This is a genomic window from Halomonas binhaiensis (assembly GCF_008329985.2).
GTDB lineage: Bacteria > Pseudomonadota > Gammaproteobacteria > Pseudomonadales > Halomonadaceae > Halomonas > Halomonas binhaiensis.
Map to the genome: position 1 here is coordinate 3,770,757 of NZ_CP038437.2, position 15,534 is coordinate 3,786,290.

The 15,534-nt window shown below is 58.3% G+C and carries 13 protein-coding genes; 4 read left to right on the forward strand and 9 right to left on the reverse strand.

Annotation, left to right across the window (positions count from 1 at the left end; translation table 11 throughout):
* The first annotated feature begins 41 nt into the window (after window positions 1-41).
* Both E4T21_RS16500 and E4T21_RS16505 read left to right on the forward strand, forming a co-directional pair.
* Complete coding sequence (locus E4T21_RS16500; protein ID WP_240349188.1) at window positions 42-1,283, forward strand: benzoate/H(+) symporter BenE family transporter; 1,242 nt, start codon at window positions 42-44, stop codon at window positions 1,281-1,283.
* 124 nt (window positions 1,284-1,407) lie between these two features.
* On the forward strand, window positions 1,408-2,454 hold the full coding sequence (locus E4T21_RS16505; RefSeq protein ID WP_149286088.1) for a DMT family transporter: 1,047 nt from the start codon (window positions 1,408-1,410) through the stop codon (window positions 2,452-2,454).
* Here E4T21_RS16505 and pobA read toward each other — a convergent pair.
* Window positions 2,436-3,650 (reverse strand): 4-hydroxybenzoate 3-monooxygenase, encoded by a 1,215-nt coding sequence (gene pobA / locus E4T21_RS16510; protein WP_149286089.1) that lies wholly within the window; start codon window positions 3,648-3,650, stop codon window positions 2,436-2,438. The genes E4T21_RS16505 and pobA overlap by 19 nt on opposite strands.
* Before the next feature lie 143 nt (window positions 3,651-3,793).
* On the opposite strand from pobA, the gene E4T21_RS16515 reads away from it, so the two are divergent.
* Window positions 3,794-4,747, forward strand: coding sequence for a helix-turn-helix domain-containing protein (locus E4T21_RS16515; RefSeq protein WP_338036102.1), 954 nt, complete (start codon window positions 3,794-3,796; stop codon window positions 4,745-4,747).
* Between the two features lie 98 nt (window positions 4,748-4,845).
* Here the strand turns inward: E4T21_RS16515 and E4T21_RS16520 are convergent, their stop codons facing one another.
* The 4 genes from E4T21_RS16520 to salA all read right to left on the reverse strand — a co-directional run bounded on the left by E4T21_RS16520 (window position 4,846) and on the right by salA (window position 9,118).
* Window positions 4,846-6,135 carry a TRAP transporter large permease gene (locus tag E4T21_RS16520; protein ID WP_149287283.1) on the reverse strand — a complete coding sequence of 430 codons (1,290 nt, stop codon included), beginning with the start codon at window positions 6,133-6,135 and terminating at the stop codon, window positions 4,846-4,848.
* Window positions 6,136-6,148: 13 nt separating this feature from the next.
* On the reverse strand, window positions 6,149-6,676 hold the full coding sequence (locus E4T21_RS16525; RefSeq protein WP_149286090.1) for a TRAP transporter small permease: 528 nt from the start codon (window positions 6,674-6,676) through the stop codon (window positions 6,149-6,151).
* Between the two features lie 5 nt (window positions 6,677-6,681).
* Window positions 6,682-7,758, reverse strand: a complete 1,077-nt coding sequence (locus E4T21_RS16530; RefSeq protein ID WP_149286091.1) for a TRAP transporter substrate-binding protein — start codon at window positions 7,756-7,758, stop codon at window positions 6,682-6,684.
* Window positions 7,759-7,894: 136 nt separating this feature from the next.
* Window positions 7,895-9,118 carry a salicylate 1-monooxygenase gene (gene salA, locus E4T21_RS16535; RefSeq protein WP_149286092.1) on the reverse strand — a complete coding sequence of 408 codons (1,224 nt, stop codon included), beginning with the start codon at window positions 9,116-9,118 and terminating at the stop codon, window positions 7,895-7,897.
* Window positions 9,119-9,633: 515 nt separating this feature from the next.
* Between salA and E4T21_RS16540 the strand changes: the two genes are divergently transcribed.
* Window positions 9,634-10,539, forward strand: coding sequence for a LysR family transcriptional regulator (locus tag E4T21_RS16540; RefSeq protein ID WP_149286093.1), 906 nt, complete (start codon window positions 9,634-9,636; stop codon window positions 10,537-10,539).
* 16 nt (window positions 10,540-10,555) lie between these two features.
* On the opposite strand, the gene E4T21_RS16545 is transcribed toward E4T21_RS16540, so the two are convergent.
* The 4 genes from E4T21_RS16545 to E4T21_RS16560 all read right to left on the reverse strand — a co-directional run bounded on the left by E4T21_RS16545 (window position 10,556) and on the right by E4T21_RS16560 (window position 15,348).
* Entirely contained in the window at window positions 10,556-11,458 is a 903-nt protein-coding gene (locus E4T21_RS16545; RefSeq protein WP_149286094.1) for a LysR family transcriptional regulator, read from the reverse strand.
* Window positions 11,459-11,501: 43 nt separating this feature from the next.
* Window positions 11,502-12,023 carry a gamma carbonic anhydrase family protein gene (locus tag E4T21_RS16550; RefSeq protein WP_149286095.1) on the reverse strand — a complete coding sequence of 174 codons (522 nt, stop codon included), beginning with the start codon at window positions 12,021-12,023 and terminating at the stop codon, window positions 11,502-11,504.
* 14 nt (window positions 12,024-12,037) lie between these two features.
* Window positions 12,038-14,239, reverse strand: coding sequence for a TRAP transporter permease (locus E4T21_RS16555; protein WP_149286096.1), 2,202 nt, complete (start codon window positions 14,237-14,239; stop codon window positions 12,038-12,040).
* A 134-nt stretch (window positions 14,240-14,373) separates the two neighbouring features.
* Entirely contained in the window at window positions 14,374-15,348 is a 975-nt protein-coding gene (locus E4T21_RS16560) for a TAXI family TRAP transporter solute-binding subunit (RefSeq protein ID WP_149286097.1), read from the reverse strand.
* Window positions 15,349-15,534 lie beyond the last annotated feature (186 nt).

Consider the following 15,534-nt stretch of genomic DNA (forward strand, 5'->3'; position numbering starts at 1 on the left):
TCAAACAACAGGTCTACAGACAACAGGTGTACAAACAAAAGATGCACAAACAACAGATGTACAGAGACGTATCCCTGTCTACCGTGATGGCGGGATTTCTGGCGGTGCTGGTGTCTTATTCCGGCCCGATGATCATCTTTTTCCAGGCCGCCAACAGTGCCGATGTGTCCAATGCCATGCTGACCTCCTGGGTATGGGCGGTTTCCATTGGCGCGGGCATATCCGGCATTCTGCTCAGCCTGTGGCTCAAGGTTCCCGTGGTCACGGCATGGTCGGCTCCTGGAACCGCGCTGTTGATCACGCTGTTTCCGGGGATCACGCTGAATGAGGCGGTAGGTGCCTACATCAGCGCTGCTGTCATCCTGTTCGCGATTGGCATCAGCGGCTATTTCGACCGGCTACTCGCGGTCATTCCGCGGGGCATCGCCAGCGCCATGATGGCCGGTATCCTGTTCCAGTTCGGGGTCGGCATCTTCCATGCGGTTGAGGTCTCGCCAGCGCTGGCCTTTGGCATGATCGCGGCCTACCTGGTGCTCAAGCGCCTGTTTCCGCGTTACTGTCTGGTGCTGTTGCTGGCTGTGGGCGTAGCCCTGGCCGTTGTCTTCGAGGATGCCAGCCTGGAAGGCGTGAGCCTGTCGCTGGCCATACCGCAGTTCATCACCCCGGAATGGAGCTGGTCATCGACATTGAGCCTGGCCTTGCCTCTGGTACTGGTCAGCCTGAGCGGACAGTTCATGCCCGGCATGACCATTCTGCACACCTCCGGCTACAACACTCCGGCCCGCCCGATCCTGGTCGGCACCGGTATTCTGTCTGTGCTGGTAGCCTTCTTCGGAGGCATCACCATTGTGCTGGCCTCGATCACCGCGGCCCTTTGCACCAGCAAGGATGCCCACGAGAACCCCGACAAGCGCTATATGGCTGGCGTCGCCAATGGCGTCTTCTATCTGATCGGTGGTTGCCTGGCCGGTACCATCGTACTGCTGTTCACTGCCCTGCCGGCGACGTTCATCGCCGTGCTTGCCGGCCTGGCGCTGGTTGGCGCCATCGGCAACAATCTGATGGGCGCCGTCAATGCCGAGGATCATCGTGAAGCCTCACTGTTGACCTTCCTGGCCACCGCTTCGGGAATGTCTTTTGCTGGCCTGGGCTCTGCCTTCTGGGGAGTAGTGATCGGCGCTGTCACCTACCTGGTGCTGCACAAGCCCTGGCAACGCCAGATGATCACCGCCAAGCAAGCGGTTGCCGAGTCGCCAAAGCTCAAGTCTTCAAGCCGCCCATGAAGTGAGCTTCAAAGGTGGATTGAAAACGTGCTTCCAATTAGCATCCTAAAGATGCGCTGACCTTTCCTCGGTCAGCGCGCGGCCGTTGCCTTTTTCGCTCCCCTTCACTTCTGCGTGGTCCACCATGGCGTCCCGATCCCCCTCCGTGCCCCCATCCACTGCCGATGCCAATCCGCCGGAACCGGGCCTGGATACCAAGGGCCTGGAAGCCCAGAACTTGGAAGCGCAGAACCTGGAGACAAAGTACGACCGTCCGCTGAAGGGCATTGCCTATATGCTGGCGGCGGGGCTGCTGTTCACCATGCTCGATTCCAGCGTCAAGGCGCTGGCACAGGACTACTCTCCCGTGCAGGTGGTGTGGGCGCGCTATCTCGGCCACATGCTGGTACTGAGCGCCTATTTCATCTGGCTGGGCAAGCGCCGTGGCAGTGCCATGCTGAAGACGACTTCGCTGAGCGGCCAGTTCACCCGAGGGCTGTTGTTGCTTGGCGCCAGCACCTTCGCTTACCTGGCCTTTCGCACACTGCCATTGCTGCAGGTCTATGTGGTCAACTTCAGCTCACCGCTGCTGGTGACACTGCTGGCCATTCCGCTGCTCAAGGAAAGGGTCAATACCCTGCAGATGCTGGCCATTCTGCTGGGCTTCGCTGGCGTGGTGATCTGCGTCGGACCGATCGACTGGCGTTCCCAGCCGGCCATTCTGCTGCCCTTCGGCATGACCCTGTGCTTCGCCCTGTACCAGCTGAGCACGCGCAAGTTCGGTCGTGAAGATCATCCACTGACGTCACTGTTCTATGCGGGACTGGCCGGGGCACTGGTCAGCAGCGCCGTGGTACCGGCGTTCTGGTCGAGCATCGAGTTACGCCACTTCCCCTTGTTCGCTGCGGTAGGCATCTTCGGTGCAGCCAGCCAACTGGCTCTGATTCTGGCCATGCGTTATGCCCCGGCCTCGCTGGCTTCGCCTTTCCTCTATCTGCAGATTGTGTGGGCGGCGCTATTCGGCTACGTGTTCTTCGATGATGTGCCGCGCCCTGAAACCTGGGCCGGTGCTGCGTTGATCACCCTGGCGGGCATTGCCCTGGCCGTCACCAAGAGGCGCGCTCCCAAGCAGGCCAGCACGCCTCACTCCAGCGCTTCTCATTCCAGCGCTTCTCACTCCAACGACTCATAGGGCAGGCCAACGTAGTTTTCAGCGAAGGTGGTAAGGCCAGCGGTGGAACGGCTTACGTAGTCCAGCTCAGCCTGCTGCATGCGTGTATTGAAATCATCTTCGTCAGAGAAGGTATGCAGCATGGATGTCATCCACCAGGAGAAGCGCTCGGCCTTCCAGATGCGCCGCAGACAGGTCTCGGAGTAGCGCTCGATCAGGTCGGTACGACCTTCCTGATACACCTTGCACAGCAGGCGATAGAGCGTATTGACGTCACTGGCGGCGAGATTCAGCCCCTTGGCTCCGGTGGGCGGCACGATATGCGCTGCATCGCCGACCAGGAACAGGCGGCCGTATTGCATGGGCTCGACCACAAAGCTGCGCAGCGGAGCGATGCTCTTCTCCAGCGCAGGCCCCGTGACCAGGTCGCGGGCTGTGTCCTGCGGCAAACGACGCTTGAGTTCCTCCCAGAAGCGCTCGTCTGACCAGTCCTCCACTTTCTCATCCAGTGACACCTGAAGGTAATAGCGGCTGCGATGGGTAGAGCGCATGCTGCACAGGGCAAAGCCGCGCTCATGCCGCGCATAGATCAGTTCCTCGGACACCGGCGGGGTATCCGCCAGCAACCCTAGCCAGCCGAAGGGATACACACGTTCGAAGGTCTTGATGCGATGCTCGGGAATCGAGCGGCGCGAAACACCATGGAAGCCGTCACAGCCGGCAACATAATCGCAGTCGATGCGATAGCGCTCACCATCCTTTTCGTAGGTGATGTAGGGCGACTCCGTTTCCAGGTCGTGGGGCTGTACATCGTCGGCTTCGTAGATGGTCGTGCCGCCGCTGGTATCGCGCGCTTCCATCAGGTCCCGGGTGACTTCGGTCTGGCCATAGACCATGACCGTCTTGCCTCCCGTCAGTGTCTCCAGATCCACCCGCACCCGGCGATTGTCGAAGGCCAGTTCGACCCCTGAGTGAGGCAGCCCTTCGGCCTCCATGCGCTCTGCTACGCCCGCTTCGTGCAGCAGGTCGACCATGCCCTGCTCCAGCACACCGGCACGAATGCGGCTCAACACGTATTCGCCGCTCTTGCGTTCCACAATGATGTTATCGATACCCTGGCGCTGCAGCAGTTGGCCAAGCAGCAGGCCGGAAGGACCGGCGCCAATGATGGCGACTTGAGTCTTGTGGCGTGAGGGCGTTGAGGAATGGGGCGTCATGGGGCTGTCTCTTGTGCAATCGCGTTCTTGTGATAAGTTGCATTTTTCAATGAAACCCATCCTTTCTTAAGGCATGATTGGCAGCATTACTTGGACATTTCGCATATTCGCGCTAGACCTTCGTCGAACACTGAGAAACCATCATGGCAATGACTCCTCATACTGCGCTTGCTGACGACGCGCTTGCCGACAATGCTCTCGCCGATGACAGCGCTGTTCCGGTTTTCAAGCTATATGGTGAAACGCGGCCCTGGCCTACACCTGACTTGCTGCATTGCGAATCCATTCCCGAGCGCAGCCAGTTGCACAATTGGCATATCCGTCCCCACCGCCATGCCGACCTGTTCCACATCCTGCATGTTGCCAGCGGCAGTGTGACGCTGGAGCTGGAAGGTACCGCTCATACGGCCAATGGCCCGTTGGTCATCGTGGTCCCGGCCATGACCATCCATGGCTTTCGCTTCGCCGAGGATATCCAGGGCCACATCATCACCCTCGCCCGTCCTCTGGCGGAACGCTTCGTACATGTCCTTGAGCGGCAGGCCAAGGTCCTGGAACGTGCCGATTACCTGCGTCTGGAAGGAGACAACACTGCCCAGCGCGTCATGCAGCTGGTCGATCATATCGCGGAGGAATATCGCCACCCGGCAACGGGACGTACCAGCCTGCTGGAATCACTGGTGCTGGCATTGCTGGTGATGCTGTCGCGGCTCGGACACGATGCACCCAGTGCACGCTCCCATGGACTTCGGGCCGACAGCAAAGGACGTGAACATCTGGCCAGGTTCCAGGCGTTGATTGAAGCGCAGTATCGCCAGCAGCCCAGTATCGAGACCCTGGCCAGCGAGCTGAGCCTGACCAGCGCTCACCTCAATACCCTATGCCGACGCCTGGCCAACCGCAGCGCCCTGCAAATGCTGCATGAACGCCTGCTGCTCGAAGCCAAGCGCCAGCTCACCTACACCAACATGACCGTCAGCCAGGTTTCCGACTCGCTCGGTTTCTCTGAACCCGCTTACTTCACGCGCTTCTTCAAGCGACTCACCGGGCACTCTCCCCGGGCCTTTCGGCTAGGTCAGGAGGAGAGCGCGCATTGATGTACGGATACCAGGCCTGTTGTCGCCAAACCTGCAGCAGTCCGACCGGTTGTCATTAAACCGGTCGCCGTTATAGCGATGTCGTTATACCGACACCGCTATAACAACAGGAACGTGGTCAATACGGGGAAGAGAATCAGCAGTGCCAGGCGGATGAAATCCGAGACAATGAACGGTGCTACACCGCGGAAGATCTCACCCAGGCCAACATGCGGGGCCATGGCCTTGATCACGAACACGTTCATGCCCACTGGCGGGGTGATCAGGCCCAGCTCCACGGTCAGCACGGTGATGATGCCGAACCACACCGGATCGATGCCCAGGAACTGGATGATCGGGTACACCACCGGCACCGTGATCACCAGCATGGCGATGGAATCCATGAACATGCCGAGCAGGAAGTACAGCAACAGGATGCACAGCACCACCAGCATCGGTGACAGCTCGGCGGCATAGAGCAGGTCGCTGATCGAGAAGGAAATCCGCGACACCGAGATGAAATAGCCCAGCGTCTCGGCCCCCACCAGCATGAAGAACACCACCGCCGACAGGGCCAAGGTTTCCTGCACGCTCTGCCATAGCCCGGCCATGCGCATACCCTTGGCCAGGGCATACAACAGTGTGGCAAAGGCCCCGACACTGGCGCCTTCCGTAGGCGTGAATACGCCCTGGTAAATGCCCAGAATCATCACCAGAAATACGGCAAAGAATGGCACCAGCCCACCCAGGGAACGGAACTTCTCGCTCCACGCCGTCGGCTCGCCCGCCACTGCCAGCGATGGTTTCAGGCGCATCACCACGCTGACCGTCAGGGCATACATCACCAACCCCATCAGCCCTGGAATCAAACCGGCCATGAACATGTCACCGACGGATTGCTCGGTGAGAATGGCGTAGATCAGCAAGGCGATGGAAGGCGGAATCATGATCCCCAGGGTGCCACCCGCCGCCAGCGTGCCGGTCGCCAGACCACGGTGATAGCCGTAGCGCTCCATCTCCGGCAGGGCGACACGGGTCATGGTACTGGCGGTGGCCAGGGACGAGCCGGAAATCGCCGAGAAGATGCCGCAGGAGCCGACCGAGGCAATCGCCAGCCCGCCCTTCCAGCCACCGCAGATCACCCGGGTGGAATGGAACAGCTTGCCGGCCATGCCCGAATGCGCGGCCAGCACGCCCATCAGGATGAACATGGGCACGGCGCTGAAGCTGTAGTTGGACAGTACCTCTACCGGTACGGTCTTGAGCTGAGCGATGGCCGCACCCCAGCCGACTATCTGAGCAAAGCCGACCACCCCGACCAGCAACATGGTCAGCGCCACCGGCACACGCAGGGCCATCAACAGAAGCAGGCATCCAAGGCCAATGGCGCCGATCATCTCGCTGCTCATCTCAATACCGAGCTCAATCCCCATGCGACACCTCCACCTCGGCAGCGAACAGCATGCCCAGCAAAGCGTGGAGCAGGCTGCGCACTCCCAGCAGCAGGCTGAGCAGCGCGGCGACCAGATAGATGGGCCCCATCGGCAAACGCAGGTCCTGGGTAATTTCACCATGCTGGGTAGCCGCCATGGCCGATTCGAGCAGGCCGAAGAACAGAATCGCCCCCAGGGCAGCAAAGCCCAGCAGATAGACGCCATGCAGGCGATGCTTGAGCCTGTCGGGCAAACCGTGGGAGAACACTTCCACCACCACTTGGCTCTTTTCCACATTGGCCGCCATGGCCGCCAGCAAGGCATACAGCATCAGGTAGCTGACCAGCTCGACGCTGCCGCTCACGCGCAAGGCAATGGTGCCTTCGGTCAGTCGATACAGATAACGCGTGCTGACATCGGCGATCGTCACCGCCAGCAGGGCCACCAGGGCCACGCCAGCCACCAGCCGACACGACAGGGCCAGCCAATGGCTGGCCCGTTCCAGAAAGGTCTGCATGGTGATTACTCTTGTGTGGCCGTCGCTTGTGGGGCCGTTTCTTGTGTGACCGTTTCTTGTGTGACAGAACAGGCTTCGCTGGCATCCAGCGCTGCCTGGTAAACATCGTGAGCGTTATCGATGCCACGTTCTTCCAACTCAGCGAGATAGCCGTCAATGCCATCCTGCAGCGGCTTCTGCCAATCCGGATCCTGCAGCGGATTTTTCACCTCACGAATGGTATGACCAGCGTCCTCGGCTTCCTGCTTGCCTTCCACATCCAGCTGATCGAAGACGCCACCGGCCTTTTCTGCCCACTTCATGCCGGAGTTGGCGTCGATCACCGCCTTCTGTTCTTCGCTCAGGCTGTCATAGACGCGCTGATTCATGGTGGCAACGAAGATCAGCGTATAGAACGGCACCTCGGTGTGATAGTTGACCAGCTCATTGATGCGGAAGCCTTTCAGGCCTTCCCAGGGGAAACTCAGTCCATCGATCACGCCACGTTGCATGGCGGTGTAGATATCCGGCGCCGGCATGCCCACCGGGCTCGCGCCCATGTTTTCGAGGATATCCCCGGCCACTGCGGTCGGGCGGCGAATGCGCAGGCCTTCCAGGTCGGAAGGTTTCTGGACATCGGTATCGATGGTATGTATCCCGCCTGGGCCGGTGGTGAACATGAACAACGGATGGGTATCGGCATATTCATCGTCCAGATAGCCATCGTCATACAGGCTCTGCAGCACGCAGGCACCCTGGCTGGCACTGCTCGCGACACCGGGCAGTTCGACAATCTGCGATAGAGGGAAACGCCCCGCCGTATAGCCCTGGGCCGTCGCGCCGATGTCCGCAATTCCCTTGGATGCCGCGTCGTAGATGGCATCTGGCTTGGCCAGGGTGCCGGAAGGGAACATCTGCACCCGCAGCTCGCCACCGGACTCTTCCTCGATGGTCTTGGCCCAGGCTTCGAAGATGTCCTGATTGACTCCGGATGCGCCCGGCCAGAAGTGAGCCATGCGCAAAGTGGTCGCCGCTTGAGCAGCGGTGATGGTCAGGCCGGCAATGGAAGCCACCAGCAGGCAACGGGTCAAGGTACGTTTCATCGGCGGGGCCTCGGGGTTCGCATATCGAACAAATGTTCTTGTTGGTATAAATGCTACAAACGTTACCCGATGATCGAAGCAGGTGTTAAACGACTTTAGTTGTATTCATCATGCCCTGCCCTATGGATATGCCTGCCTAGCACCAACCAAGTTGCCCTTTTGCGTGGGCGACATCATCGAGAGGATCGTGCTGCCAGATCCAATCAAAACGGGATTCCAGATCGGACTTGATCCTGTGTTCATCTCGGCCAGTGTCCTGCCCGGCATATTCATAGACATCACCGGCCTTACGCTGCACCACATTCGGCTCTCGATCACAATCAGCATCCGTCAGCAGCTCAGCCAGCACGACGGCATCTTCCAATGCCTGACCGGCCCCTGAACCCTGATGCGGCAACATGGCATGTGCAGCATCACCAGCCAGCAACACCCGATGACGGCAGTAATGAGGCAGTTGCGGCAAGTCATGCAGGGCCCAGCGCGTCGGCTGTGGAATGCCTTCAAGAATCGCCTGTGAAGCCGGCCCCCAACCTTCGAAGTCAGCCAGCATCTGCTCCTGGCTCACACCAGTGACCCACGCTTCTCCTTCCGGCAACCGGGGATTCGGCGTCGAACGGTCAGTAATGAACGCCACCACATTGATCAGGGAGGAATGCTTCACCGGGAAGGTCAGGATGTGGCGATCAGGGCCAAGATACATCTGCGGCACCACGGCCAAGCGGGAATCGGCCCCCTTGGCCTGCATGGCAGACGCCAAGGTATCGCTGTCGATCATGCCCCGATAGGCATAGGTACCGCTCCACTGTGGACCCAGATCGCCATATTGCGAGGCAGGCAGGACATGCTCGCGAACAGCTGACTTGATGCCATCGAAACCGATCAGAGCATCGCAATGAAAGTCACTGCCATCCTCGAAATGCAGGGTGACGCCATCATCATCCTGCTCGATGGTGATACAACGCTTGCCGAAGTGAGCCGTGCCCTGCGGCAGATGCTGCACAATGGCATCGAGAAAATCGGCCCGATGCACGGAAGACTGCCCACACCCGGGCGCCAGCGAAGCGCTCAAGTATTCATCATCATGCCAGCGCCTCCACTCGAACCAGACATCCTCGCTAGGCGGTGGGGTCGAGTCAGCAATACTGCGATAAGCGTCTTCCAGGCCCAGCAGGCAGATACTGCGTACCGCATTGGGGCCGAAGGAAACACCGGCACCAATCTCGGAGAACTGCTGAACGGCCTCGAACAGGTGTACCTCCAACCCAGGGTCTCGGGACAGACCGACAGCCAGCGCCACGCCACCGATGCCGCCGCCGACAATGGCGATGGAAAGACGTTTGTTATCCGAACGGGATAGCATGATGATTAACCTCACGAAGCGAAGAGTGAACACCGCTTCACGCTACGACCCGCCCCATTCATTCACCACTCAACGCCTTTCATTTTTCCCATAAACAGCATTAATAAACTGTATTATCAATATATTAAAAGATATCTCGTCGAGCGATCTCGACCTATGTCCAATACGCTTTCTCTTTAGCCCACACGCACTTTAGGGAAGCGCTGGATAAATCGACGAGCATGCTCAATCGGCCATGTTCGTTCCCGACGAACAATCACACTTCCCACATCCATGTGGGTCGCAGGGCCCCCGAAGCACAGACTCGTAGTGCAGTGATTGAGTAGCGCAGGCATTTATGCAGTGTTTCCTTAAGACTGTCATCCACCCAGTGGATGAGCAGCATTCAGCTCACGACTCGAGCCGAATAAAGTATCTATTCGGCTCACCAGCAAAAGTCGAAGCAAAAAAAGGGAGAGACTCATGTGGCATGAAGGACATTCAGCAGAAGAACTCTCAGAAATAGGGCTGCGGTGATGCTCAAACTTTCCGACATCGACCTGAACCTGCTGGTGGTCTTTGATCTGCTCTATCAGGAACGCAACACTCGCCGTGTTGCCGAGCGCCTCAGCATCACCCAACCCGCTGTGAGTCACGCGCTGAAACGGCTCCGTACTCTGTTCGGCGATGAACTGTTCGAACGAACCTCTACGGGACTGGCACCCACTCCCGGGGCCGATCGGCTGTATGGTCCGGTCAGTGAGGCGCTAGTGCAGCTTCAAGAGACCATCAATCTGAGTGACGATTTCGAACCAGCCATCAGTCAACGTACCTTTCAGCTATCCATGACGGATATCGGCGAGATTGTTTTCCTGCCCCGTCTGATGCAGAAATTGGCCGTGGTCGCGCCAGGTATTCGCCTGAGCACGGTGCGCAGTCATAACGATGATCTCAAGCGCGACATGGAAGAAGGTCGCGTCGATCTGGCCATCGGTCTGATACCTCAGCTTGGTGCCGGCTTCTATCAACAACGGTTATTCATCCAGCGTTATGTATGCCTGATGCGACAAGGGCATCCTCTCGCTAGAGACAGCTTTGATCTTGATGCCTTCAATGCCGCTCAACATGCGGTAGTCATCGCCAGGAGTACCGGACACGGCCAGGTGGAAGACGGATTGGCAAAGGCAGGTATCACACGGCCCGTGTGCCTGGAAGTGCCCCATTTTGCTGCCGTGCCCTATCTGATCCGTGATACCGACATGGTGGTAACCGTGACCAGCAAGCTGTTCGAGGCAACAGGCGAAATATTCGGCCTGTGCGCATTTGACCACCCGTTGGATCTGCCCGAGATCACCATCAACCTGTTCTGGCATCGGCGCTTCCATCAGGATGCCGGCAACCGCTGGCTGCGTGGTCTGATCTTCGACATGTTTGCCGAATGAAAAAGCGAGTGAGCGATCACTGCTCGGGATAGTGGTGATAGCGCCGAATGGCACTGATCAAGGCCCTGGCGGACTCCGGCAATGATGCCAGCTCACGTACCACCACTGCGCGCTCCCGCTGTGCCCAGTCATCTTCCAGCTGTACCGTCTGCACCTGCATGGTCTTCTGGTAACGCATGGCGCTGGATTCCGGCAGGATGCCAATACCAACGCCAGCCTCGATCATGCGGCATGCAGGCTCGAAGCCATAGACCTGGATACGCAACGGCAGCGTCTCACCGATCTCATTGACCTGCGCCTTGAGGAACTGCAATAACGTGCTGCCTTCATGCAGGCCAACATAGGGAAAGCCAAGGGTATCCTTGAAGGCGATGATGTCTTCTTTCACCAGAGGGTGACCGGAAGGCACCACGACCACCAGGCGATCCATGCTGAACGGAATGATTTCCAACCCATGGATCTTGATATCGCCCGATGTCACACCTAGGTCGGCCGCACCATCCAACACCCCACGGAAGATGTCATTGGTCAGCCGTTCCTGAAGATCGATGGTGATACCCGGGCGATCACTGAGGAACTCCGCCAGGACTTCAGGCATGAATTCCGTCACCGCGGTGGTATTGGCGAAGATCCGTATATGCCCTGCTTCGCTGTTGGCGTATTCGGAAAAATCACTCTTCACATACTCGACCTGGCGCATGATCGCCCGAGCATGGTTCAGCAGTCTCTCCCCTGCCGGCGTCAGCTCCACCCCCTGGCTACCGCGATAGAACAGGCGGCTGCCAAGCTGGCCTTCAAAGGCCTTGATACGCGTACTGGCTGCCGCCGTGGAAAGGTTTGCCCGACGTGCGCCTCCGGTCAGGCTGGAGGCCTCTGCCACATGAATGAACAAGCGAATATCGGCTAGGTCGAAGTGCATCAGCCTCCTCCTGCAGTAAGTCCATGACCACAAACCTGTGCAATCAGCATTCCTGCAACTGGTCCAGACAGCGCCTGGCCAGTTCGACATAGCGCTGTGTTGCCTGATGCTTGCGTTGTATATCACGCTCGTCAAGCTGGCGGACCACCTTGGCGGGAGAGCCAAGCAGCAATGAAGCCGCTTCACAGCAGAACCCGGCCTTGACCATGGCGCAAGCCCCAATGATCGATGATGCGCCAATCACACTGCCATCCATGACGACCGCATTCATGCCAACCAGGACATCCTCGCCAATGTCACAGCCATGCACCACAGCACCATGGCCGATATGCCCCCTGTGCCGGATACGTGTCAGCGATCCTTCCGTGCCATGCACCACGCAGTTGTCCTGCAGGTTGGATTCCGGCTCCATGATGATGGCGCCGAAGTCACCGCGCAAGCTGGCTCCTGGGCCCACATAGCAGCCATCTCCTATTTCGACATGGCCGATCACCACCGCCATGGGATGCACAAAAGCCGCTGGCGATATGGATGGCCGGATACCCTCGAACATATAGACTGCCATGGCGTTCCCTCTAGTTAGTCGGCAAGACGCTGCGAACAGCTTTTCATCTCAGCGTTCGCATCACCGCGCCGGCGCTGGTACTGCCAGACAATCACCACTACCGCCAGGAACACTCCGCCCAGGTCGGTCTGCCATCCGCCTGCCATCATCGACAAACCCGCCACCAGCGCCACGATTCTCACGGGGGTATTCAGCGCCCCTAGCAGCCAGCCCTGTACGGCCGCTGCCAGCAAGTAAATGCCCAGGGCTCCTGTGACCAGCACGCGGGAAACTTCCAGCCAACTACCCTGCATCAGAATCGCCGGGCTGTAGAAGAACAGGAATGGCACCACGAAGGCCGCCAGGCCGAACTTGAAGGATGTCATGGAAGTCTTGAGCGGATCGGAGCCAGAAATCGCTGCTGCTGCATAGGACGCCAGGGCCACCGGAGGTGTGATGGCCGAAATCACCGCGTAATAGAAAACAAAGAAATGCGCCACCAGCGGTGAAATGCCGATTTCCTGCAATCCGGGGGCAATGACGGAGGCAGAAACCGCATAGGCCGCCGTGGTGGGCATGCCCATTCCCAGCAGAATACTGATCAGCATGGCAAACAGCAGTGCCAGGAACTGGCTGCTATCGGCAATTTGCAGCAGCAAGGAAGCAAAGCGTGCCCCCACCCCTGTCATGGAAATGACGCCGACAACGATCCCGGCACAGGCACAGACAGCCACCAGGGGAACCACCATGCGAGCTGACAGCGCCAAGGCGGCCAGGATGGCTCTGGGTCCCATGCGATAAGGCGTCAGCCAGGACACCACGGCCGCTGATACCATCGCCAGTGTGCCGGCACGAATCACCGAGTAGCCCATGAACAGCGTGGTGATCAGGATCACCACTGGCAGGAACAGATAGGCCTGCCGGAGCATCGGCGCAAGCCGGGGAAGCTCGTCACGACTCAGGCCATGCATTCCTTTGCGCCGGGCTTCCAGGTCCACCATGAAATAGATGGACAGAAAATAAAGCGCGGCAGGAATGATCGCTGCAAAGGCAATCTCGGTATAAGGAATACCGGTCACTTCCGCCATGATGAAGGCACCCGCCCCCATGATGGGAGGCGCAATCTGTCCGCCCGTCGAAGCGGCTGCTTCAATCGAACCCGCACTCCTCGGGGAATAGCCGACCCGCCGCATCAAGGGAATGGTCAGGCTGCCTGTCGATACGACATTGCCTGCCGACGTGCCATTGATCATGCCCATCAGGCCGGAAGCAAATACCGCGACCTTGGCGGGTCCACCTCTTGAGCGTCCTGCTACCGAGAAAGCGAAGTTGACGAAGTACTCGCCAACACGAGACTTCTGCAGGAAGGCGGCGAAAGTAATGAAAAGCACGATGTAGGTGGAGGACACGGCAATGGTCGGGCCCAGTACACCGTTGTCGGTATACAGGTAGGTGAAAAGCTTTTTCGCACCATAGCCATTGTGCTCCAGAATACCTGGCAGCCAGGGGCCAGCGAAGGCATAAGCAATGAACACTCCCGTGATCACCACCAATGCCATGCCCGCCACGCGACGCGTCAACTCCAGGATCAGCCCGATGCCTAGTGCGGCCATCCAGGCATCAATCCCCCCGATCAGCGGCGTTCCGGCAACCATTCGCCAGGAACTGAGGCCAGGAATGATGTAGGCCGCCACGGCCAATGCCAGAATGCCCAATGACACGTCAGCATGGTTCAGGCTGGCTCGGGGGCCTCTATAGCAGTAGCTGGTACTCAGTGACACCAGCAAGGCCAGCAGTGCCATGCCACCGAGGTAATGGCGTGCCAGCATGGCGGTACCATCCAGTGCAGCGTAATGCGGTTGCAGCCTCACAACCGCTACCATCAGCAACACACCCAGCGACAGCACCAGCGCCACAATGCCGAGCCCTCTTGCCCAAGGTGGCGCGTCTCCCACTGCTGCGAAATGGTGCGAAGATCCCAGCAACAGGAAACCGACCAGCAGGCCTGCTGCAATGTGCAGGATGCGATACACCCAGGTCTCGACGGGCTGGATGTTCAGTGCATATAGATGAAAGGCGATATAAGCCACACAGACCACGAAGACAATGGCAGCTGGCGTTCTTCCAAGGATACGTTCATTCCCTGCGGGCCTGACTTCATCGACAACTGCAGTGTCGAGAACATCAAGGCTTTCCTGCCCGGCCTCCCTTGCCGGCATCTCATTCTGGCTACTCATCACGACACCCCTTTCTCATCTCGACACCCCTTTCTCATCCCGACACGCTATGGGCAATGGGCAATCAATGAAATGACTGCAGGATTTCCAGGGGTAATCACATACCCAGGAGGAAATCCTGCAGTGAGCATGAATCATCCCTTGAGCTCATCCGGAATGTCGTAACCGTTCTCCTCGAACCACCTCACTGCACCGGGGTGGAAAGGAATCTGTGTGTTATAGATGACGTTCTCGGGAATCGTCTCGGCAGCCGAGCGATGCACCTTGAGCATGGCTTCATGGTTTTCCATCACAGCCTTGACCACTTCGTAGGCCAGCGATTCCGGCATATCGGCATTGACCACGACGAAGTTCCAGATGGATACCGTGGGGATATCTTCCGTGACGGCCCGGTAAGTACCTGCGGGGACAACAGAGCGGGAAATCTCGGAATATTCTTTTACGATCTTGTCGATATCATCCTTTGGAAAGCTGAAGACATTGATCTCTGACTGGGCTTCCAACTGACTGACAGATGACACAGGCAGCCCGGCACCGAAAGCAAAGGCATCCAGCAGGCCATCCTGCATCTGACCCGCCTGGTCACCGGAACCACCCTCAAGAGTGGTGATATCGTAGCCCAACAGGTCAAAGAACCGCGGCCAATAGACACTATTGGTGCCGCCGGCAGAACCAACGCCAGCACGCTTGCCTTCCAGGGCATCCACGCCGGAAATTGCGGAATCCTTCATGGTGCTGATATGAAAGATGGTCTGATACATGGGAAATAGTGCGCGAACCTTGTCATGCTTGACGCCAGGAAGGATAGGACTCTTGCCTTCGATGGCTTCCAGTGCCGGCCCCATCGTCACCAGGCCGAAGTCATGTTCACCCAGTTGAACCATGCTGACATTCTGTACTGGCCCCCCGGTGATTTCGGCACCGATATTGGTACCCAGCTTCTGATTGATCAGATTGGCCCACCCGGAGCCATAGATGTAATAGGTACCGCCTTGACTGGAAGTCCCTACGGTCATGCTGGATGGCCAGTCCGAGCGGTCATCGCCGACAGCAAATGCTGAAAAGAAAAGAAGAAGAGACGTGGAGAGAGCAAGCGTAATCTTGTTCATGATCGACCTCTGATTATTGTGTTTTTCGAGACACTAAAGATGCTTTTTGTTTGCAACTTGCTGTCTGCGAAGCCCAGCGCGCGAATTGAGCCTGCAACACCTATCCCCTGAGATGAAGTTGGATTTCTCAACACCCCCTTTCGGAAACACTTAATAGACTTTTGTCGAATAACATATATTTCTTAT